This window comes from Streptomyces sp. NPDC001513, assembly GCF_042894695.1.
In the GTDB taxonomy this organism is placed as follows: Bacteria; Actinomycetota; Actinomycetes; order Streptomycetales; family Streptomycetaceae; genus Streptomyces.
Genome location: NZ_JBIAVU010000003.1, coordinates 421,132 through 442,260, shown reverse-complemented (window position 1 = coordinate 442,260; position 21,129 = coordinate 421,132). Strand labels below are relative to the sequence as shown.

Annotated in this window: 18 protein-coding genes; 10 read left to right on the top strand and 8 right to left on the bottom strand. The window is 72.4% G+C overall.

Translation table 11 applies throughout. From position 1 onward, the window contains the following. Window positions 1-43 precede the first annotated feature (43 nt). Window positions 44-925, top strand: a complete 882-nt coding sequence (locus ACFYZ4_RS08565; RefSeq protein ID WP_351304511.1) for a carbohydrate kinase — start codon at window positions 44-46, stop codon at window positions 923-925. On the opposite strand, the gene ACFYZ4_RS08560 is transcribed toward ACFYZ4_RS08565, so the two are convergent. Further along, window positions 915-1,526: a TetR/AcrR family transcriptional regulator gene (locus ACFYZ4_RS08560; protein WP_351304513.1), complete on the bottom strand. Its 612-nt coding sequence runs from the start codon at window positions 1,524-1,526 to the stop codon at window positions 915-917. The two genes, ACFYZ4_RS08565 and ACFYZ4_RS08560, sit on opposite strands and share 11 nt — an antisense overlap. A gap of 74 nt (window positions 1,527-1,600) precedes the next feature. Here ACFYZ4_RS08560 and ACFYZ4_RS08555 point away from each other — a divergent pair, with 74 nt between their 5' ends. Continuing rightward, window positions 1,601-2,251 carry an NAD(P)H-binding protein gene (locus ACFYZ4_RS08555; RefSeq protein WP_351304516.1) on the top strand — a complete coding sequence of 217 codons (651 nt, stop codon included), beginning with the start codon at window positions 1,601-1,603 and terminating at the stop codon, window positions 2,249-2,251. Window positions 2,252-2,404: 153 nt separating this feature from the next. Here the strand turns inward: ACFYZ4_RS08555 and uvrA are convergent, their stop codons facing one another. Next, entirely contained in the window at window positions 2,405-5,377 is a 2,973-nt protein-coding gene (uvrA, locus tag ACFYZ4_RS08550; RefSeq protein WP_351298429.1) for an excinuclease ABC subunit UvrA, read from the bottom strand. 185 nt (window positions 5,378-5,562) lie between these two features. On the opposite strand from uvrA, the gene ACFYZ4_RS08545 reads away from it, so the two are divergent. The 3 genes from ACFYZ4_RS08545 to ACFYZ4_RS08535 all read left to right on the top strand — a co-directional run bounded on the left by ACFYZ4_RS08545 (window position 5,563) and on the right by ACFYZ4_RS08535 (window position 8,499). Further along, on the top strand, window positions 5,563-6,252 hold the full coding sequence (locus ACFYZ4_RS08545) for a maleylpyruvate isomerase family mycothiol-dependent enzyme (RefSeq protein ID WP_351298432.1): 690 nt from the start codon (window positions 5,563-5,565) through the stop codon (window positions 6,250-6,252). Window positions 6,253-6,277: 25 nt separating this feature from the next. Continuing rightward, on the top strand, window positions 6,278-6,934 hold the full coding sequence (locus ACFYZ4_RS08540; RefSeq protein ID WP_351298435.1) for an MBL fold metallo-hydrolase: 657 nt from the start codon (window positions 6,278-6,280) through the stop codon (window positions 6,932-6,934). A 248-nt stretch (window positions 6,935-7,182) separates the two neighbouring features. Continuing rightward, the gene (locus ACFYZ4_RS08535) at window positions 7,183-8,499 is read left to right on the top strand and encodes an MFS transporter (RefSeq protein ID WP_390783442.1); all 1,317 of its coding nucleotides are present in this window, start codon (window positions 7,183-7,185) and stop codon (window positions 8,497-8,499) included. 13 nt (window positions 8,500-8,512) lie between these two features. On the opposite strand, the gene ACFYZ4_RS08530 is transcribed toward ACFYZ4_RS08535, so the two are convergent. From ACFYZ4_RS08530 to uvrB, 4 genes are all read right to left on the bottom strand, one after another. Continuing rightward, window positions 8,513-9,496 carry a TerC/Alx family metal homeostasis membrane protein gene (locus tag ACFYZ4_RS08530; RefSeq protein WP_351298438.1) on the bottom strand — a complete coding sequence of 328 codons (984 nt, stop codon included), beginning with the start codon at window positions 9,494-9,496 and terminating at the stop codon, window positions 8,513-8,515. 238 nt (window positions 9,497-9,734) lie between these two features. Beyond that, a complete protein-coding gene (locus tag ACFYZ4_RS08525; protein WP_390783399.1) occupies window positions 9,735-11,717 on the bottom strand; it encodes a TerD family protein in 1,983 nt (660 codons plus the stop codon). 56 nt (window positions 11,718-11,773) lie between these two features. Further along, window positions 11,774-12,352 (bottom strand): TerD family protein, encoded by a 579-nt coding sequence (locus ACFYZ4_RS08520; RefSeq protein ID WP_351298444.1) that lies wholly within the window; start codon window positions 12,350-12,352, stop codon window positions 11,774-11,776. 88 nt (window positions 12,353-12,440) lie between these two features. Continuing rightward, entirely contained in the window at window positions 12,441-14,597 is a 2,157-nt protein-coding gene (gene uvrB, locus ACFYZ4_RS08515; protein ID WP_351298447.1) for an excinuclease ABC subunit UvrB, read from the bottom strand. Between the two features lie 234 nt (window positions 14,598-14,831). Between uvrB and ACFYZ4_RS08510 the strand changes: the two genes are divergently transcribed. The 3 genes from ACFYZ4_RS08510 (at window position 14,832) to ACFYZ4_RS08500 (ending at window position 17,912) form a co-directional block, all read left to right on the top strand. Further along, window positions 14,832-15,734, top strand: coding sequence for a glycerophosphodiester phosphodiesterase family protein (locus ACFYZ4_RS08510; RefSeq protein ID WP_351298450.1), 903 nt, complete (start codon window positions 14,832-14,834; stop codon window positions 15,732-15,734). A 165-nt stretch (window positions 15,735-15,899) separates the two neighbouring features. Continuing rightward, window positions 15,900-16,463: a methylated-DNA--[protein]-cysteine S-methyltransferase gene (locus tag ACFYZ4_RS08505; protein ID WP_351298453.1), complete on the top strand. Its 564-nt coding sequence runs from the start codon at window positions 15,900-15,902 to the stop codon at window positions 16,461-16,463. 153 nt (window positions 16,464-16,616) lie between these two features. Next, entirely contained in the window at window positions 16,617-17,912 is a 1,296-nt protein-coding gene (locus ACFYZ4_RS08500) for an MFS transporter (protein ID WP_351298456.1), read from the top strand. 38 nt (window positions 17,913-17,950) lie between these two features. Here ACFYZ4_RS08500 and ACFYZ4_RS08495 read toward each other — a convergent pair whose 3' ends face one another. Both ACFYZ4_RS08495 and ACFYZ4_RS08490 read right to left on the bottom strand, forming a co-directional pair. Further along, the gene (locus tag ACFYZ4_RS08495; protein WP_384348398.1) at window positions 17,951-18,319 is read right to left on the bottom strand and encodes a cupin domain-containing protein; all 369 of its coding nucleotides are present in this window, start codon (window positions 18,317-18,319) and stop codon (window positions 17,951-17,953) included. 73 nt (window positions 18,320-18,392) lie between these two features. After that, a complete protein-coding gene (locus tag ACFYZ4_RS08490) occupies window positions 18,393-19,178 on the bottom strand; it encodes a methyltransferase domain-containing protein (RefSeq protein WP_390783398.1) in 786 nt (261 codons plus the stop codon). Between the two features lie 82 nt (window positions 19,179-19,260). Between ACFYZ4_RS08490 and ACFYZ4_RS08485 the strand changes: the two genes are divergently transcribed. Both ACFYZ4_RS08485 and ACFYZ4_RS08480 read left to right on the top strand, forming a co-directional pair. After that, a complete protein-coding gene (locus ACFYZ4_RS08485; protein WP_384348393.1) occupies window positions 19,261-20,205 on the top strand; it encodes a pseudouridine-5'-phosphate glycosidase in 945 nt (314 codons plus the stop codon). Beyond that, window positions 20,202-21,101 (top strand): PfkB family carbohydrate kinase, encoded by a 900-nt coding sequence (locus tag ACFYZ4_RS08480; RefSeq protein ID WP_351298466.1) that lies wholly within the window; start codon window positions 20,202-20,204, stop codon window positions 21,099-21,101. The genes ACFYZ4_RS08485 and ACFYZ4_RS08480 overlap by 4 nt, the downstream gene beginning before the upstream one ends. Window positions 21,102-21,129: the final 28 nt, after the last annotated feature.

The window sequence follows — 21,129 nt, the reverse complement described above, 5'->3', positions numbered from 1 at the left end:
CCCACCCGACGATACCGCCGCCGCATGGGGTACCTTCCCCCGCGTGATCGTCGTCGGCGGAGAAGCCCTCATCGACCTGGTGCCCGCGGAGCGGCCGCCGGGCGCGCTGCTGCCCCGGCCGGGCGGCGGACCGTACAACACCGCGCTCGCCCTCGGGCGGCTCGGCGCCGGGGCGGCCTTCTGCTCGCGGGTCTCGGTGGACGGCTTCGGCGAGAGCCTGCTGGCCGGGCTGCGTGCGGCCGGGGTGGACGTGTCGCTGGTCCAGCGCGGACCGGAGCCGACCACCCTTGCCGTGCCCTCGCTGGCCCCGGACGGCTCGGCCTCGTACGGCTTCTACGTCGAGGGCACGGCGGACCGGCTGTTCACCCTGCCGCCCGCCCTCCCCGACGGGGCACGGGCCCTCGCGCTCGGCACCTGCTCGCTGGTCCTGGAACCGGGCGCGAGCGCGTACGAGGCCCTGCTGCGCCGGGAGTCGCGGCGCGGGCTGCTGACCCTGCTGGACCCCAACATCCGGCCGGCGCTGATCGCGGACCCGGCGGCGTACCGCGCGCGCTTCCTGGAGCGGCTGCTGCCGAGCACGACCGTCCTCAAGCTGTCCGAGGAGGACGCGGCCTGGCTGGGCGGCGGGGTCCGCGACTGGCTGGCGGCGGGGCCCTCGGCGGTGGTGCTGACCCGGGGCGCGGCGGGCCTGACCGTCTGGACGCGGGAGGGTGCGGAGCACTCGGTGGCGGCCCGCCGGGTCGCGGTGGCGGACACGATCGGGGCGGGCGACACCGTCAACGCCGCCCTGCTGCACCGGCTCGCCGGGGCGCCGGGGCAGCCGGTGGACTGGCCGGACGTCCTGGCCTACGCCGCCCACGCGGCCGCCCTGACCTGCACGCGGGCGGGCGCGGAGCCTCCGTACGCGGCGGAGCTCAGCGGATAGCGGCCCACAGGGTCCCGGCCACGGCCGGGGCGAACTCCTCCACCGGCTGGACCACTTGGGCGCCGGAGAAGTGCAGGAAGAAGGCCCGCTGGAAGCAGGCGCCGAGCAGCAGGGCGGCGGCGGCCGCCGGATCGGCGTCGGCCCGCAGCCGTCCCGCGTCGAGCTCCCGCCGCAGCCGGCCGGCCAGCGCGTCGAGGACCAGGTGGGGCCCGGCGCCGATCTCCTGCACGCCCTCGCGGTGCCGGATGAGCAGGGCGGGTTCGGCGAAGAGCGAGGCGGCGATGGGCATGGCGTCGGCGTAGAAGAGCGAGGCGTGCCGGGCGATGTCGGTGAGCGCCTCCTCGACGCCCTGCTCCCCCGGATCGGGATCGGCGTCGAGGGCGGCCATGAGCGGGCCCGCGTTGGGGGTGCGCTCCATCAGCACGCGGACGAACAGCTCCTCCTTGTTCGCGAAGTACTTGTAGAGCGCGGCCTCGGAGCAGCCGGCCTCGCGGGCGATGGCCTTGGTGGTGGCGTTGGCCAGGCCGCTGGTGCGCATCAGCTTCTCGGCGGCGTCGAGCAGCCGCTCCGGGGTGGGACGGCTTGACTTCGGGGTGAGCATTCACTCACTCTAAAGGCAGACGAGGGTGAGTAAACACTCACCCACCCTCTCACCCCCTAGGTCCGGGAGCCAGGATGAAACTCACGGTGTTCGGAGCCACGGGCGGCGTCGGCCACGAGGTCGTCAGGCAGGCGCTGGCCGCGGGACACGAGGTCACGGCGGTCGTCCGCGACCCGGCCCGGCTGTCGGTGCCGGCCCACGACCGCCTCCGGGTGGCCGTCGTCGCCGATCTGACGGACGAGGACGCGCTGGTCCCCGTACTGGCGGGCCGGTCGGCGGTGATCTCGGCGCTCGGCGCGGCGAGCAACAAGCAGGCGAAGGCGGCCCCGGTGACGGGCCCGGCGGTACGAGCCATCCTCGCGGCGATGGACCGGGCGGGCGTGACCCGCCTCTCGGCCGTCAGCGCGGCCCCGGTCGGCCCGCCGGCGCCGGGCGAGGGCGTGCTCACCCGGGCGGTGGTCTACCCGCTGCTGCGCCGACTGCTGCGCGACCTCTACGCGGACCTCGCGGTCATGGAGGCGGAGCTGAGCGCGAGCGGAGCCGAGTGGACGGTCATCCGCCCGCCGATGCTCCGCGACAAGCCGCACACGGGCACGTACCGCCGCGCGCTCGACGCCAACGTCCGCGGCGGCCGCGCCATCCCCCGCGCGGACGTCGCCGACGCCCTCCTCACCACCCTCACGGACCCGACCTACACCGCCCACACGGTTGGCGTCGCCTCCTAACGGCGCTCCGCGCCCGCACCTCAAACGCCGGAGGGGCTGGATTTCCCAGCCCCTCCGGCGTTCGAAGGCTGACGCCGGCCACATCCAGCCCCGCCGGCGTTTGAGGCGCGGGGGTCCGGGGGCAGAGCCCCCGGCAGCGGCGCCGCAGACGGACTAGACCTTGCGGGTCCGCGCAGCGGTCTTCTTGGCCGGGGCCGACTTCTTCGCCGCGGCGGCAGTCGCCGTCTTCCTGGCGGGAGCCTTCTTCACCGCGGCCCGCGCCGGAGGCGTACCGTCCGAGACCCGGTCCGCCCCCAGGATGTCCCGCAGGAACTTGCCCGTGTGGCTGGCCCCCACCGACGCCACCTGCTCCGGCGTGCCCTCGGCCACCACCAGGCCGCCGCCGTAGCCGCCCTCCGGGCCCATGTCGATGACCCAGTCCGCGGTCTTGATGACGTCCAGGTTGTGCTCGATGACGATCACCGAGTTCCCCTTGTCCACCAGCCCCGACAGCACCTTGATCAGCTTCGAGATGTCCTCGAAGTGCAGACCCGTCGTCGGCTCGTCCAGCACATACACCGTCCGGCCCGTCGACCGCTTCTGCAGCTCGGAGGCCAGCTTCACGCGCTGCGCCTCACCACCCGACAGCGTCGGCGCCGACTGGCCGAGGCGGACGTAGCCCAGCCCGACCTCGTTCAGCGTCTTCAGGTGACGCGCGATCGTCGGCACCGCCTCGAAGAAGCCCAGCGCCTCCTCGATCGGCATGTTCAGGACCTCGGCGATGGACTTGCCCTTGTAGTGGACCTCCAGCGTCTCCCGGTTGTACCGGTCGCCGTGGCAGACCTCGCACGGGACGTAGACGTCCGGCAGGAAGTTCATCTCGATCTTGATCGTGCCGTCGCCGGAGCAGTTCTCGCACCGGCCGCCCTTCACGTTGAAGGAGAAGCGGCCCGGCAGGTAGCCGCGCACCTTCGCCTCCATCGTCTCCGCGAAGAGCTTGCGCACGTGGTCGAAGACGCCGGTGTACGTGGCCGGGTTGGACCGCGGGGTCCGGCCGATCGGCGACTGGTCGACGTGCACGACCTTGTCGACGAGGTCGTCCCCCTCCACCCGGGTGTGCCGCCCGGGCACCGAGCGGGCGCCGTTCAGCTCGCGCGCCAGGTGCGTGTAGAGGATGTCGTTGACCAGTGTCGACTTGCCCGAGCCGGACACGCCCGTCACGGCCGTGAGCACGCCCAGCGGGAAGGACACGTCGATGTCCCGCAGGTTGTTCTCCTTGGCGCCGTGGACGGTGAGCCTGCGCTCGCCGTTCACGGGCCGGCGCACGTCCGGGATCGCGATGGAGCGCTTGCCCGACAGGTACTGCCCGGTCATCGACTCGGTGTTCTTCAGCAGGTCCTTCAACGAACCGCTGTGCACCACCTTGCCGCCGTGCTCGCCCGCGCCCGGACCGATGTCGACGACCCAGTCGGCCACCTTGATGGTGTCCTCGTCGTGCTCGACCACGATGAGCGTGTTGCCCATGTCCCGCAGCCGTACCAGCGTCTCGATCAGCCGGTGGTTGTCCCGCTGGTGCAGGCCGATGGAGGGCTCGTCCAGCACGTACAGCACGCCGACCAGGCCGGAGCCGATCTGCGTGGCGAGCCGGATGCGCTGGGCCTCGCCGCCCGACAGGGTGCCGGCGGCCCGGTTGAGCGAGAGGTAGTCGAGACCGACGTCGACGAGGAAGCGGAGCCGCTCGTTGACCTCCTTCAGGACCCGCTCGGCGATCTTCTTGTCGCGGGCGTCGAGCCGCATCCGGCCCAGGAAGTCCGCGCACTCGCTGATCGACATGGCGGCGACCTCGGCGATGGACTTCTCCATCACCGTCACGGCGAGCACGATCGGCTTGAGGCGGGTGCCCTCACAGGTCGGGCAGGGCACCTCGCGCATGTAGCCCTCGAAGCGCTCGCGGCTGGCGTCGCTCTCCGATTCCGCGTGCCGCCGCTTCACGAACGGCACGGCGCCCTCGAAGGCCGTCGTGTACGCCCGCTCCCGCCCGTACCGGTTGCGGTAGCGGACTTCGATCTGCGTCTTGTGCCCGTAGAGCAGGGCCTTCTTCGCGCGCGCCGGCAGCCCGGCCCACGCGATGTCGGTCCGGAAGCCGAGCTCCTCGGCGAGCGCGCCGATCAGGCGCTGGAAGTAGTCCTTGGTGTGGCCGAGCGACCACGGCGAGACCGCGCCCTCGTCCAGGGACTTGTCCTCGTCCGGAATGATCAGCTCGGGGTCGACCTCCATGCGCGTGCCGATGCCGGTGCACTCGGGGCAGGCGCCGAAGGGCGAGTTGAAGGAGAAGGAGCGCGGCTCCAGCTCCTCGAAGGAGAGGTCGTCGTACGGGCAGTAGAGGTGCTCGGAGTACATCCGCTCACGCTCGGGGTCGTCCTCGGCGAGGTCGACGAAGTCCAGGATCACCATGCCGCCGGAGAGGCCGAGGGCCGTCTCCACGGAGTCGGTGAGCCGGCGCTTGGCGCTGTCCTTGACGGTGAGGCGGTCGATGACCACCTCGATGGTGTGCTTCTCCTGCTTCTTCAGGGTGGGCGGCTCGGAGAGCTGGATGGTCTCCCCGTCCACCCGGGCCCGGCTGTAGCCCTTGGTCTGCAGGTCGGCGAAGAGGTCGACGAACTCGCCCTTGCGCTCGCGCACCAGCGGCGAGAGCACCTGGAAGCGGCTGCCCTCGGGGAGCGCGAGCACCTTGTCGACGATCGCCTGCGGCGACTGGCGCGAGATGGGGCGGCGGCACTCGGGGCAGTGCGGCTTGCCGATGCGGGCGAAGAGGAGGCGGAGGTAGTCGTAGACCTCGGTGATGGTGCCCACGGTCGAGCGCGGGTTGCGCGAGGTCGACTTCTGGTCGATCGAGACGGCCGGGGAGAGGCCCTCGATGAAGTCGACGTCGGGCTTGTCCATCTGCCCGAGGAACTGGCGTGCGTACGACGAGAGCGACTCGACGTAGCGGCGCTGGCCCTCGGCGAAGATCGTGTCGAAGGCCAGGGAGGACTTGCCCGAGCCGGAGAGTCCGGTGAAGACGATGAGCGAATCGCGGGGCAGGTCGAGCGAGACATTCTTGAGGTTGTGCTCGCGAGCGCCACGAACGATGAGACGGTCGGTCACGCCGGTCCGCACCTTTCTTGAGAGAGCGGGGGCACGGGCCCCCGTCCCAGGGTATGGGGGGCGCCTCTGCGGTGGAGATGGAGTCTGGACTTCGAGCGTATAGCACGCACATTCGATTTACGGCACTCCGAAGACCTCTTCACCCGATCGTGTGGCCGAAGTCCCGGGACCACTAGGCTCGACTCATGACTGATCATGTGCACGACCTGCGATCTGTACGTGAAGCCACGGACCGGCTGCTGACCGCAGTCGCGAAAATGGACAACGCAGCCCTCGCCGAGGAGTCACATCTCCCCGGCTGGACCCGCGGCCACATCCTGGCCCACCTCGCGCGCAACGCCGACGCCCTCGTGAACGTCTTCGAGGGGCGCCCCATGTACGAGAGCGCCGCCGCGCGCGACACGGACATCGCACGCGACGCCGGCCGGCCCCTGGAAGAACACCTCACGGACCTCCGTGATTCCGGGGCCCGCTTCCTCGCCACCACGGAGCCCGACCAGGACTGGTCCCGCACCGTCGAACTGCGCAACGGCATCACCGACCTCGCGGCCAACGTGCCGTTCCGCCGCTGGGTCGAGGTCGACCTGCACCACGTCGACCTGAACATCGGCTACGAGCTCGACGACCTGCCGGCGGAGTTCACCGACCGCGAGATCACCTTCCTCGCCGACCGCTGGTCCGCGCGTCCGGAGGTGCCTCCGACGGCCCTGGCCACCCCCGACGGGCGCACCTGGCGCACCGGCTCCGCCGGGGAGCCGGCCGTGACCGTGTCCGGCACCGCCGCCGGGCTCCTGGCCTGGCTGGCCGGCCGCGGCGACAAGGGCGCCTCCCTGACCACCGCGGGCGGCCCCCTGCCCGAGCTCCCGCCGCTCTAGGATCAGACACCTCTAGGATCAACACATGACGTACACCGGAGAGGTCAAGGTCGGCGGTCCGGCCGACGTGCACGAGCTCGCGGACCTGATGATTTCCAAGGTCGCGGTGGGCCCCATGAACAACAACGCGTACCTGCTGCGCTGCCGGGCCACCGACGAGCAGCTGCTCGTCGACGCGGCCGCCGAGGCGGACACGCTGCTGAACCTGATCGGGGACGACGGCATCGCATCCGTGGTCACCACCCACCGGCACGGCGACCACTGGGGCGCGCTCGCCGAGGTCGTCGAGGCGACCGGCGCGCGGACCTACGCGGGCGCCCTCGACGCGGAGGGCATCCCCGTCGCGACCGACGTGGCCGTGGCCGACGGGGACACCATCACGGTCGGGCGGGTCACGCTGACCGCCCGCCACCTGGTCGGACACACCCCCGGCTCGATCGCCCTGATCTACGACGACCCGCACGGCCACGCCCACGTGTTCACCGGCGACTGCCTCTTCCCGGGCGGCGTCGGCAACACCCACGACGACCCGAAGGCCTTCGCGAGCCTGATCGACGACGTGCAGCACAAGCTCTTCGAGCAGCTGTCGGACGAGACCTGGGTCTACCCCGGTCACGGCAACGACACCACGCTCGGCGCGGAGCGTCCGCACCTGGCCGAATGGCGCGAGCGCGGCTGGTAGCCGGGCCACGCGTCAACTTCGGTACGCGACGCACTCCTTCCGGTCGTTGACGGCCGAACGCACGTCCCCAGGGGCGGGGAACGGGTATTTGGTGCATCATGCACCAGGACCCGTCCCCGCCCCTCGCGCCTTCTCCCCTTCCCATTCCCTCCCCCGCCTCTCCCGCCACCGCCGCGTCCGCCGACGCCCGGCCCGTGGAGGCCGAAGCCGGGGCCGAAGCCGGGGCCGACGACTCGACCCGCCCCGGCATGCTGCGGCTCGCCTCCGCCTCGCTCGCCGGCACCGCGATCGAGTTCTACGACTTCTTCGTCTACGGAACGGCCGCCGCCCTCGTGCTCGGCCCCCTCTTCTTCCCGTCGTTCTCCCCGCTCGCCGGGACCCTCGCCGCGTTCGGCACCTTCGGCGTCGGCTTCCTCGCCCGCCCGCTCGGGTCGGCGGTCTTCGGCCACATCGGCGACCGCTACGGCCGGCGCCCGGTGCTCCTCGCCTCCCTGCTCCTCACCGGCCTCGCCACGGTCGCCGTGGGCTGCGTGCCCACGTACGCCTCGATCGGCGTGGCCGCGCCCGTGCTGCTGCTCCTGCTGCGCTTCCTGCAGGGCCTCGGGCTCGGCGGCGAGTGGGGCGGCGCGGTGCTGCTGACCGCCGAGCACGCGCCCGAACAGCGGCGCGGACTGTGGTCGAGCTTCCCGCAGATCGGCCCGCCGGTGGGCTTCCTGCTGGCCAACGGGCTGATGCTGGGACTGTCCGCGTCGCTGAGCGACGCGCAGTTCACCTCGTGGGGGTGGCGGGTGCCGTTCTGGGCCGCAGGGCTGCTGGCCCTGGCCGGCCTGTGGCTGCGCCGCTCGGTCGAGGAGACCCCGCAGTTCAAGGCGCTGACCGAGACCGGGCGGCGGGCGGAGGCGCCGCTGGCCGAGGTGTTCCGCGGCCACTGGCGGCTGCTCCTGCTGACCGGCGGGGCGCTGGCCGTGGCCTACGCCGTCTTCTACACGGTCACCACGTGGGCCCTCGCGTACGCCACCGAGCGCCTCGGCCTGGGCCGGACGGTGGTGCTGGCCTGCATCATGGGCGCCGTGTCGCTGATGGGCCTGGTGACCCCGCTGGTGGCGGTGCTCGGCGACCGGTACGGCCGCCGGCCGCTGTGCCTGGCCGGGTGCACGGCCTGCGCCCTGTTGATGTTCCCGCTGGTGGCGCTGCTCGGTACGGCCGACCCGCTGCTGATGACGCTGGGCTTCGCGGTGGCGCTGCTGGGCATGGTGACGATGTTCGCGGTGGTGGGCGCGTACCTGCCGGAGCTGTACGCCCCGCGCATCCGCTGCACCGGCGCGGCCGTCGGCTACAACCTGGGCGGGGTGCTGGGCGGGGCGCTCACCCCGATCGTGGCGACGGCGCTGGCGGACGGCCCGGGTCCGCCGTGGGGCGTCGCGGTGTACCTGACCGGGATCGCCCTGTTGAGCCTGGGCTGCTTCGCGCTGCTGCCGGAGACCAGTCCGCTGGTCGTCCGGGCGGGATCGGGCGCCGGCAGGGAAACGGAAGCGGGGGCGGCCGAAGCGGCCACCCCCGCATAGCTCGTCGCCGCGGTTACGCGTCGATGCTCTCCTGGCGGGCGGCGGCCTCGGCCGCCGCCTGCTTCTTCGAGGCGATCAGGCTGGTGATCGTGGTGATGACCAGGACACCGCAGATGACGCCCAGGGAGACCGGGATCGAGATCACCGGGACGTGCACCCCGCTCTCGTGCAGGGCGTGCAACACCAGCTTGACGCCGATGAAGCCCAGGATGATCGACAGGCCGTAGCTGAGGTGGACCAGCTTCTTCAGCAGGCCGCCGATGAGGAAGTACAGCTGACGCAGGCCCATCAGGGCGAAGGCGTTGGCGGTGAAGACGATGTACGGGTCCTGGGTGAGGCCGAAGATCGCGGGGATCGAGTCCAGGGCGAACAGCACGTCGGTGGTGCCGATGGCGAGCATGACGACCATCAGCGGGGTCAGCACGCGCTTGCCGTTGTTGACGATGAAGAGCTTGGTGCCGTGGTACTGGTCGGCGACGCCGAACTTCTTCTCGACGGACTTGAGGAGGCGGTTCTCCTCGAACTCCTCGTCGTCCTCGTCCTTGCGGGCCTCCTGGATCAGCTTCCACGCGGTGTAGATCAGGAACGCGCCGAAGATGTAGAAGACCCAGGAGAAGCTGGCGATGATCGCGGCGCCGGCGGCGATGAAGATCGCGCGCAGGACCAGGGCGATCAGTACGCCGATGAGCAGCACGCGCTGCTGGAGGTGGGACGGCACCGCGAACTTCGCCATGATCAGGACGAAGACGAAGAGGTTGTCGACGCTCAGGGACTTCTCGGTGATGAAGCCGGCGAAGAACTCCTGGGACGCCTGGGGGTTGCCGAAGAACCACAGGCCGAGGCCGAAGAGTGCGGCGAGGACGATCCATACGACCGTCCAGATGCCGGCTTCCTTGATCGACACGTCGTGCGGTTTGCGGCCGATGAAGAAATCGGCACCGATGAGGAGGGACAGACCAAGAATGGTCGCGGCCCACAGGGCCCAGGAAACTTCCATGGTGAACACGCCTCCGGCGGATGGCTCAGGACTAGGTCAGCGTCATCGCTGCCGGAGGTCTCTTCCACCCGGGCGGCCTGGAGGCCGTGGGCCGACGCCCCGGGACCGACTGCACATGTATCACCGCAGTGGTCCGTATTGACGGGTACGCCGTAGCAGGAAAGCAGGAATACTCCCCTCCGCACACACGAGCATACCCATCAAGGGCCGAAAAGGTAAAGGGAATGCCAAGTGATGGTCACGGGCGGGTAGTGCGCCGCGCCCGCACCACCCGGTCCAGTGCCTGATCGAGGACCCGGCTGCCCTGCGGCGGAAGGTCCGGTTCGAAGGTCCAGGCGTGGTGGACCCAGGGATCGGCGAGGTGGCTGTCCGGAACCGGCGACAGCCGCATCAGCGAGCGCCACAGCGGGTCCAGCAGCGGCCCGTAGGCCGAGGCCTCGTCGCGGTCGGCGACCATCAGCAGGTGCACGCCGACCGCCGGCCCCTCGTCGGCGAGGTAGCGCAGCTGGGTGACGGCGCGGTCGTCGAAGCCGTGCGGGAAGTCGTGCACGATCAGCAGCTGCTCGGCCGTGTCCACGTCCGGGGGCAGGTCCTCGGGCGCGCCGGCCCGCAGCGCCATCTGTACGAGGTCCACCCGCCGGGTGAGGCGCGCCAGCGTCTGGGTGACCCCATGGGCCCCCGCGGCGGGCGGTCCGGCCAGCACCCCGGCGCGGACGAGGGGCGCCAGGGAGGCGGTGCCCGCCCCGGCCGCGTCGATGACGTGGACGGAGAACCGGTCGGCGGGGTGGACGGCGAGCAGCCGCACCGCGTGCGCGACGGCCATGTCCATGGCGGCCCGGCGCAGCCGGTCGGTGTCCATGGCCATCGCGGCCTCGGAACCGGTACGGCCGTTGTCGATCCAGATCCCGCGCTCCAGCGGGACCCTCATCAGCATGGGGATCCGCAGGTCGGGGCGCTCGGGCAGGGAGAGGTCGCCGAGGCGCAGGGCGAGCGGGTTCTCCTCGGGCGGCGCGGTCGCCCGGCTGTCGTGCCAGACCGGGTTGCCCCAGCGGGCGTACGCGGCCGGCAGTGCGGGCTCGACCACCTCCGACTCGGCGATCAGCTGGGCGAGGTCCCGGTCGAGGACGGCCTGGGCCTGGGCGACGAGCTCCTCGCGGCGGGCCCGGGCGGTGTCGCGGGCGGCGTTGCCGGAGCCGCCGAGGCGGTGGCGCGGGTCGGAGAGGGCCTCGTCGAGCTCGCGGTCCATGCGGGAGTCGGCGAATTCCACGGCGCTGCGGTAGGCGGCCACCGTGCGGGCCAGGTCCTCGAACATGCCCCAGACCTGGTTGTAGAGCCGCTCCTCCATGGACCAGCCGCTGGCGTCACCGGCGACGGGCCGCGGCGGCTGTCCGGGCTCCTGCGGCGCGGCGGTCCGCGGCCCCGGCTCGGGCGGTTCGGTGCTGGAGCGGCGGCGCCGCGGGTGGGCGTAGTCGATGGTGGGCGGCGAGCCCCCGGTGTCGCCGCCGGGCGCGGGCCCGGGCGTACCGGCGTACGGGACCCCGGAGACGGGGATCTGGTCGGTCGGCTCGGGGGCGGCCGCGGGGCCCTGGGCCGGGTTCGGGTCCGGGGTCTGCGGGGCGCGCAGGTCACCGGCCAGGGTCCGCAGGGCCGCGAGCGTGGCATCGCCCTGCGCGGCCGGGGCGACCGTGCGCAGCGCGGCGGCGGCCAGGGCCGTGGCGTCCGCCGCGGGCAGTCCGCCGTCGGTCAGCAGGGCGCCGAGGCCGTCGGCGTAGCCCTGGCCCACGGCGCGGACCTTCCAGGCGCCCTGGCGCCGGTACAGCTCCAGGGCGACCACGGCGGTCTCGGCGTCCAGCCCGGTCAGGGTGTAGCCGGCCAGCTCGGCGCCCGCCGGGTCGGCCACGGCCACGTAGGAGGCCGGGACGGAGCCGAAGCGCACCGGGCCGCCGGGCGGCAGGACGAGCAGCACGCCGACCCGGTGGACGTCCGCCGCGACCGCGTCGAGGTCGACGGCGAAGGTGTGCCGGTCGGCGAGCTCCCCGGGCGCCTGCACGCCGGGGAGGGACCTGGCCCCCGGGTGGGCCAGTACCGCGTCGCCGGCGAACCGGCCCTGTTCGTCGGCGAGCGAGGCCAGGGCGAGCACGGCTGTGCCCGCCGAGACCCTGATCTCCACCCGGCTGTGGGACACGGGGTGGTTCTGCCCCCGGACCAGTTCGGCCGTCATCGTGCAGCCCCTCCCCCGTGCCTTCTTCTCTCGTGCCTTCGTCTCGTCCGGTACTGCTACAGGTGCGGCAGGATCGCCGGCATGAGGTCCTGGAAGGTGCGGCCGTTGGCCGGGTTTCCGAGGGCCGTCATCTGCCAGCCGGCGCCCAGGCGGGACACCTTCGCCATGATCTGCGCGGTGTACTGACCGCCGCCGTCGAGGGTGTAGCGGGCCAGCTCCTGGCCGTTGGTCTCGTCGACGATGCGGCAGAACGCGTTCTGCACCTCCTGGAACGTCTGGCCGGTGAAGGAGTTCACCGTGAAGACGATCTGGTCGATGTGGACCGGCACGCGCTGGAGGTCGACGAGGATCGCCTCGTCGTCCCCGCCCTGGCCGACGCCGCCGACGAGGTTGTCACCGGTGTGCCGGACGGAGCCGTCGTCGCTCTGCAGGTGACGGAAGAACACGACGTCCACCGGCTGCTTGTCGGCGAAGAGCACGGCCGAGGCGTCGAGGTCGATCTCCCGCGTCCGCGAGCCGAACAGTCCGCGGCGCTTCGCCGCCTGCCAGCCGAGGCCCATCCGGACCGCGGTCAGCGTGCCCCCGTCCGCCTTCTGCAGACTGATGGCCTGACCCTTGGTCATATTGACCGTCACGTGCTGTCCCCTCTCCATGGCCCGCCCCATTAACGGGCGCGCAGGGTGTACCTGCGGCTGTGATTCAACCCTACTGACCCGCTCCGGGTCAGGCGAGGCCCGCTTCCTTCATCTGTCGCAACTCCTTCTTCAGCTCTCCCACCTCGTCCCGGATCCGGGCCGCGACCTCGAACTGCAGCTCCGCGGCCGCCCCGCGCATGCGCTCGGTCATCTGCTCGATGAGCGCGGCCAGCTCCTCGGCGGGCCGGTCGGTGAGCACCTCGCCGCCCTTGGCGCCCTTGGCCCCCTTCGCGCCCTTGCCGCCCGCCTTGGTCTGGGCGGCCCGGCCGCCGAGCGCCGGCACCGGCGCCTTGGCCCCCTTGCCGTCCTTCCCCTGCCGGTACCCGGTGCCGAGGAGCTCCTCGGTGTCGAGTTCCTCGCGGGCGATCGTGGCGACGATGTCGTTGATCTTCTTGCGCAGGGGCTGCGGGTCGATGCCGTTCGCCGTGTTGTAGGCGATCTGCTTCTCCCGGCGCCGGTTGGTCTCGTCGATGGCCTTCTCCATCGCCGGGGTCATCTTGTCCGCGTACATGTGGACCTGGCCCGAGACGTTGCGCGCCGCGCGGCCGATGGTCTGGATCAGGGAGGTCCCGGAGCGCAGGAAGCCCTCCTTGTCGGCGTCGAGGATCGCCACCAGGGACACCTCGGGCAGGTCGAGGCCCTCGCGGAGCAGGTTGATGCCGACCAGGACGTCGTACTCACCGGCCCGCAGCTCGCGCAGCAGCTCGATGCGGCGCAGGGTGTCCACGTCGCTGTGCAGGTAGCGGACCTGGATGCCGAGCTCCAGGAAGTAGTCGGTGAGGTCCTCGGCCATCTTCTTGGTGAGGGTGGTGACGAGGATCCGCTCGTTCTTCTCCACCCGCTGCCGGATCTCGTGGACCAGGTCGTCGATCTGTCCCTCGGTGGGCTTGACCACGACCTCGGGGTCGATGAGGCCGGTGGGGCGGATGATCTGTTCGACGAAGCCGTCGCCGCGCGAGAGCTCGTACTTTCCGGGGGTCGCCGACAGGTAGACGGTCTGGCCGATGCGCTTTTGGAACTCCTCCCACTTCAGCGGACGGTTGTCGAGGGCGGACGGCAGCCGGAAGCCGTGGTCGACCAGGGTCCGCTTGCGGGAGGCGTCGCCCTCGTACATGGCGCCGATCTGCGGCACGGTCACGTGCGACTCGTCGATGACCAGGAGGAAGTCCTCCGGGAAGTAGTCGATGAGGGTGTTCGGCGCGGAGCCGCGCTCGCGGTCGTCCATGTGCAGCGAGTAGTTCTCGATGCCGGAGCAGGACCCGATCTGCCGCATCATCTCCAGGTCGTACGTGGTGCGCATGCGCAGCCGCTGCGCCTCCAGCATCTTGCCCTGCTTCTCCAGCTCGGCGAGGCGCTCGGCCAGCTCGGCCTCGATGCCGTTGATCGCCTTCTCCATGCGCTCGGGTCCGGCGACGTAGTGGCTGGCGGGGAAGACGTACAGCTCGCGGTCCTCGCTGATGACCTCGCCGGTCAGCGGGTGGAGGGTGGAGAGGGCCTCGATCTCGTCGCCGAACATCTCGATGCGGACGGCCAGTTCCTCGTAGACCGGGAAGATCTCGATGGTGTCGCCGCGCACCCGGAAGGTGCCGCGGGTGAAGGCCACGTCGTTGCGCGTGTACTGGATGTCGACGAAGCGGCGCAGCAGCTGGTCCCGGTCGGTCTCCTCGCCGACCTTGAGGGAGACCATCCGGTCGACGTACTCCTGCGGGGTGCCGAGGCCGTAGATGCAGGACACGGAGGCGACGACGATCACGTCGCGCCGGGTCAGCAGCGAGTTGGTCGCGGAGTGGCGCAGCCGCTCCACCTCCTCGTTGATCGAGGAGTCCTTCTCGATGTACGTGTCCGACTGCGGTACGTACGCCTCGGGCTGGTAGTAGTCGTAGTACGAGACGAAGTACTCGACGGCGTTGTTCGGCAGGAGCTCGCGGAACTCGTTCGCCAGCTGGGCGGCGAGCGTCTTGTTCGGCGCCATGACCAGGGTGGGGCGCTGAAGCTTCTCGATCATCCAGGCGGTGGTCGCCGACTTGCCGGTGCCGGTCGCACCCAGCAGGACGACATCCTTCTCACCTGCGCGGATGCGCTTCTCCAGGTCGGCGATGGCCGCCGGCTGGTCGCCGCTGGGCTGGTACGGGCTGACGACCTCGAAAGGCGCCACCGTGCGTTCGATCTTCGATACGGGCCGCATGAGTCAACCGTACGACCCCCCACTGACACTCACGCATCCCCGCCGGGCCGCGGCGCGCTCCGGCGGCTCCGGACGCCCGGGGGCCCCGTCATTCGTTCTGGTCCGTTTGTCGTAGTTCGGTGGCGGCTCGGTGATCTTCAACCCCATGATCGCCGTGAAGTGCATCGCCACAACGTCTGCCGCTCCGCACCCGTCTGACGCAGGAACAGGGCTCACGACCCGAGGAGAACGCACATGTACGTCCGACCCGCCGCCGCGGCCGCCGCCGCATTCCTGGGCTTCACCCTCACCCTGCTGGGCGGGACGGCCTCGTACGCCGCCACCGGCCCCGGATCCGCCACCGACCGGGCGGCGCTGGGGGAACCCGTCGTGTACGCCCACCGGGGAGCCTCGGCGTACGCCCCGGAGAACACCCTGGCCGCGATCGACCTGGCCATGCGGCTGGGCTTCGACTGGGTCGAGAACGACGTGCAGCGGACCAGGGACGGCGAGCTGGTGGTGATCCACGACGACACCCTGACCCGGACGACGAACGTCGAGCAGGTGTTCCCGGGCCGCTCCCCCTGGAAGGTCAAGGACTTCACGGCGGCCGAGATCGCCCGGCTGGACGCGGGCAGCTGGTTCGGCGAGGAGTACGCGGGCGCCCGCGTGCCGACCCTGCGCCAGTACCTGGGCCGGGTACAGCGCAACCAGCAGAAACTGCTGCTGGAGATCAAGAAGCCGGAGCTCTACCCGGGGATCGAGGAGCAGACCCTGAAGGTGCTGGGCGACGCCGGCTGGCTCGACGAGCGGCACGTGGCGCAGCGCCTGGTGGTGCAGAGCTTCAGCGCCGACTGCGTGCGCATCGTGCACCGGCTGCGCCCTGACCTGCTGACGGCCTTCCTGGGCACCCCCACCGTGGCGGACCTGCCGCAGTACGCCGAGTTCACCGACCGGATCAACCCCTGGCACACCACGATCTCGGCCGACTGGGTCGCGGCGGTGCACCGCCTGCTGGGGGCCCACGGCAAGGCCATGGAGGTGGACACCTGGATCGTGGACGACGCGGCGACCGCCCGGAAGGTCCAGGACATGGGCGTGGACGGGATCATCACCAACGCCCCGGACGTGGTGCAGGAGGCGGTCGACGGGTTCTGAGCCCGCCGGCGTGCCGTGCCGCGGCGGGCGCGGGTGATGAGGTGAAGCGGGCGATGCGCGCTGATGCGGGTGATGCGGTGGAGCGGGTGACGAGCCGATGCGGGTGATGGGCGCGATGTGACCGAAGCGGCCGGCGTTGTCAGGGGGGAGCCGTACGGTGGAGGCGTGGACACCACCGAGCGGCCCCGCGGGCCGCACCTCGAATGGACCGTCGTCGCCAGCGACATCGGCCCCCTGCTCCTGGCCGCGACCCCGGAGGGTCTGGTCCGGGTCGAGTTCCATGCCACCCCGGACCGGGTCGAGAAGATGATCGGACCGCTCGTCTCCCGGCTGGGCGCCGACGCCCGCCGGCCCGCGCCGGGCGAGGAGGTCCTGCTGGCCGAGCCCATACGCCAGCTCACGGCGTACTTCGCCGGCACGCTGCGGCGCTTCGAGCTGCCGCTGGACTGGCGCCTCAGCTCCGGTTTCAACCGGCAGGTGCTCCAGGAGCTGGACCGTACCGTGCCGTACGGATCGGTCGTCGGCTACGGGGAACTGGCTGCCCGCGCCGGACAGCCCGGCGCCGCCCAGGCCGTGGGCAACGCCATGGGCTCGAATCCGCTGCCGCTGGTGGTGGCCTGCCACCGGGTCGTGGAGAACGACGGGGGCATCGGGGGATTCGGCGGCGGGGTGGAGACCAAGCGGCAGCTGCTCGCGCTGGAGGGCGTGCTTCCGCAGCCGCTGTTCTGAGCCGGGTCCTGACCTGCGGACCGGCGGGTACGCAGGGACGGTTCCGCCGGACGGTAAGGGGTGGCACACTGCGGCGGTGACTACTGCCGCCGCACCCGGCTCCCCCGCGCCCTCCGCGCCCCGCGTCACGCACCCGCGCAAGCGGGGTGCGGCATGACGGCCTCCCCCGGCACGGACCGGCCGGCTCCGCCGCTCGGCCTCCCGGACGTGGCCCGGCTGCAGCGGCGCACCTCCCGGGTCCTCATCGCCGGACAGATCCTCGGCGGCCTCGGCGTGCCCATCAGCATCGCCCTGGCACCCGTACTCGCCACCGAGATCAGCGGCACCGAGGCCATGTCCGGCCTCGCCTCCACCGCCGCGGTGATCGGCACCGCCCTGGTGTCGCTGCCGCTCGCCGCCCTGATGACCGCGCGCGGCCGACGCCCCGGCCTGGTCCTCGCCTACGCGATCGGCGCCGTCGGAGCGGGACTCGTCGTCCTCGCCGCGACGATCCGGAACTTCCCCCTGCTGCTGCTCGGCATGGCCGCCTTCGGCGCCGCCTCCTCCGCGAACCTGCAGGCCCGGTTCGCCGCCGCGGACCTCGCCGCCCCGGACCGCCGGGCCCGGGCGATCTCCGTCGTCGTGTGGGCGTCCACCCTCGGCGCGGTGCTCGGCCCCAACCTCTCCGCGCCGGCCAGCCACAGCTTCGCCGGGACCGCGATACCCGAGACGGCGGGGCCCTTCGTGTGGGCCGCCGTCGTCTTCCTGCTCACCGGCACGCTGATCGGCGTACTCCTGCGCCCCGACCCGCTGCTGACGGCCCGATCGCTCGCCGCTCCGGCGGAGCAGACCCGCGAGGGCCGCTCGCTGCGCGCCGGGTTCGCCGCCGTCAAGGCCTCCCCGCGGGCCCGGCTCGCGCTCGTCACCGTCGCCGTGTCGCACACCGTCATGGTCTCGATCATGGTGATGACCCCGATGGACCTGGGCCACCACGGCGCCGGCCTGGAGCTCATCGGGCTGGTCATCAGCATTCACATCGCGGGCATGTTCGCCTTCTCCCCGCTGATGGGATGGCTCGCGGACCGGATCGGGCGGCTGTCCGTGATCGGCCTGGCCGCCGGGCTCCTGTCGGTCGCCGCGCTGCTCGCCGGAACGGCCGGGCCCAGCCACGGCCGGAGCATGCTCGGGCTCTTCCTGCTCGGGCTCGGCTGGTCCGCCGGGATGGTGTCCGGTTCGGCCCTGCTGACCGACTCGGTGCCGCAGCCCGCGCGGGCCGCCGTACAGGGTCTGAGCGACCTCACGATGAACGCGGCCGCGGGGGTGGGCGGCGCGGCCGCCGGCCTGGTCATGTCCCAGGCGGGCTACGGCTGGCTGAACGCCGTCGGCGCCGCGGTGCTGCTGCCGATGGCGGCGCTCGCCCTGTTCACCGCGCGCCGCCACCCCGTCGCCGCGAAGGGCGTCGTCGGCTGAGGGACCTCGGCCTCGGTGGCTGCTGAGGGGCCTCGGGCTCAGTAGCTGATGTGGTAGGCCTTGCGGAGCGTCTCGTGGACGGTCCAGGTGGTCTTGTCGCCCTCGCGCAGGACGCAGGCGGAGCCGGGGCCCACCTCCAGGGTCTCGCCGCCCTCGACCTCGACGGTGGCGCGGCCGCTGACCACCACGAACAGCTCGTTGGCCTCGGTGTCGGTGACCACGCCCGGGGTGATCTGCCAGATCCCGCGCACCTGGCTGCCGTCCGGCGACTCCCAGAGCACCTTGCCCGTCACGACGGGCTCCCCGGAGACGATCTGGTCGGGGTCGAGGTCCTCGGGCTCCAGGTCCACGTCCGCGACGGAGACGGAGAAGGAGGCGGGGGCGGCGGAGTGATCACTGGTGCTCATGGCGCGCCAGCCTAGACCGGCCCGCCCCTGCGGCGCGGTGACCACAGCGTCCAGGAACGGCCCGGCCGACGAGTCACCCTGTCCAGTCGGACCCGGGCGGCGGGCGGTGTGCGGTGAGGACCGGCTGGTGGAATCCGGTGTCCGCCGGTGCGTGCCAGACCGGGTCGCGCAGGCCGGCCTCCCGGGCGAACTCGGCGGTCCGCTCCTGCGGCAGTGCCCAGTACGTCGCCCTCGACGTCCGCGTGGTCCAGGTGTCGCCGTTCGGCAGCAGCTGGAAGAGCTCCAGGTCGTAGCGTTCCCCGTCGGCGTGCCAGTGCCACAGCTGGAAGGTGATGGTCCGCCCGTCGGGGCCGGTGCGCACGTGCGGGGCCTCGCTCTGCGGGCGGGCCCGGCGCAGTTCCCCGTACGGGCGGGTGGAGAGCAGCAGCAGTCCGCCGGGGCGCAGGACCCGCCGGGTTTCGGCCAGCGCGGCGCGCACGTCCTGAGCGGTGAGCAGGTGCGGCAGCGCGTTGTCGGCGCAGACCACGGCGTCGAAGGAGGCGTCCGCGAAGGGCAGGGCCCGCATGTCGGCGGCCGCGACGGGCAGGTCGAGTCCCCGGCCGGCGGCCTCCCGGGCGGCGCGGGCCGCGGAGGCGGGGCTCAGATCGGTCCCGGTGACCCGGTGGCCCAGGGCCGCGAGGCCCAGGGCCTGGGTGCCGATGCCGCAGGCGCTGTCGAGGACGCTGTGCGGTCCGGGGCCGAGCGCGGTGGTGAGGAGGGCGTCGAGGGCCCGGCCCTGCCGGGCGGCGGAGGCGTCCCAGTCCGCGTAGAGGAGGTCGTAGCGGTCGGCCAGCTCGTCGTAGAACCCGCGCGTGTCCATGGGGGAACGCTACTCGGACAGGTGGGGACGGGTGTGGCGGGAGTGCGTTTGGGGGCGTCCATCCCGTGCCATGGATGGGGACATGTCACAGCACACAGCAACTGCACCCCTGTCGGGCGGACCGGTCCTGTCGGAAGAGGTACGCGACGCACTCGCCCGGGGGAAGCCCGTGGTGGCCCTGGAGTCGACGATCCTCGCGCACGGGCTGCCCCGCCCCCGCAATCTGGCCGTGGGCCTCGAACTGGAGGCACTGGTCCGCGCGGAGGGTGCGGTTCCGGCGACGGTGGCGGTCGTGGACGGGGTGGCGTACGCGGGCCTGGACAAGACGCAGCTGGAGCGGATCGCGGGCGGCGACGGCGTGCGCAAGCTCGGCCACCGGGACCTGGCCCCCGCGCTGGCGACGCGGGCGACCGGGGCGACGACGGTGTCCGCGACGGCCTTCCTGGCCGCGCGGGCGGGCCTGCGGGTCTTCGCCACGGGAGGGCTGGGCGGCGTACACCGGGAGTGGACGCAGACGCAGGACGAGTCGGCGGACCTCGCGCTGCTGGCGCGGACGCGGATCACGGTGGTGTGCGCGGGGGTGAAGTCGATCCTGGACGTGCCGGCCACGCTGCAGCGGCTGGAGACGCTGGGGGTCGGGGTGCTCGGGTACGGGACCGACCGCTTCCCGGGGTTCTACCTGGCCGATTCCGGCGAACCGGTGGACTGGACGGTGCACCGGCCCGAGGAGGTCGCGGCGGTGATGGCCGCTCAGGACGCGCTGGGCGGAGCGGAGTCGGCGCTGCTGGTGGCCAACCCGGTGGCCGAGGCGGAGCAGCTGGACCCGGAGCTGCACGACCGGGTGCTGGCGGAGGCGCTCGCGGAATGCCGTGAGCGGGGGATCACGGGGCAGGCGGTGACCCCGTTCCTGCTGGGGTTCCTGGTGCGGGCCACCGAGGGCGCCTCCCTGGAGGCCAACCTGGCTGCGGTACGCGGCAATGTGCGGCTCGGCGCCCGGATCGCCGGGGCCTGGGCGGCCCTGGCATGACCGCGCCGGGAGCGCTGGTCGTCGTCGGGGACGTGGTGACGGACGTGGTGGCGATACATCCGGAACCACTCGCCCCGGCCACGGACACGGCCGCCCGCATCCGCACCCTGCCGGGCGGCGCCGGAGCCAACGCCGCCTGCTGGGCCGCCCGTACGGGGACCGCGGAGGTACGCCTCCTGGCGCGGGTGGGCAGCGAGTCGGCGCGGTGGCACGAACGCGCGCTGGTGGACGCGGGGGTGCGGCCGCGGCTGGTGATCGACCCGGAGGAGCCGACCGGGACGGTGGTCGCGCTGGTCGGCAAGGACGCGGAACGCACCTTCCTGACCGACAGCGGGGCCTCGCTGCGGCTGTGCCCCGCCGACTGGGCCCCGTCGCTGCTGGACGGGGCGGCCCACCTCCACCTGTCCGGCTACCTGTTCTTCGCCGACAGCAGCCGGGAGCTCGCCCTGGTCGCGCTGCGGGCGGCGCGGACCCGGGGGGTGCCGGTGAGCGTGGACCCCGCCTCGGCCGGATTCCTGGCCGCCCTGGGCCCGCGGCGCTTCCTGGACGCGGTGGCGGGGGCGGAGGTCCTGCTGCCCAACGAGGACGAGGCCCGGCTGCTGGCCGGGCTGCCGGAGCCGGCCGGGGTGGCCCGCGCGGCGGTGGAGCTCAGCCGGCGGATACCGCTGGTGGTGGTGACGCTGGGCGCGGCCGGCGCACTGGTCGCCGAGCGCGGCCGGATCACCGCCGAGGTCGCCGCCGAGCCGGCCGAAGCGGTGGACTCCACGGGCGCCGGAGACGCCTTCGCCGGCGGCTTCCTCGCCGCCCGCCTCCAGGGCGCGAACCCCAAGGAAGCCACCCAAGCCGGCTGCCGCACCGCCGCCCTGGCGGTAACCCACCCGGGCGGCCGCCCGTAGCCCCCCGTCCAGCCCCGCCGGCGTTTGA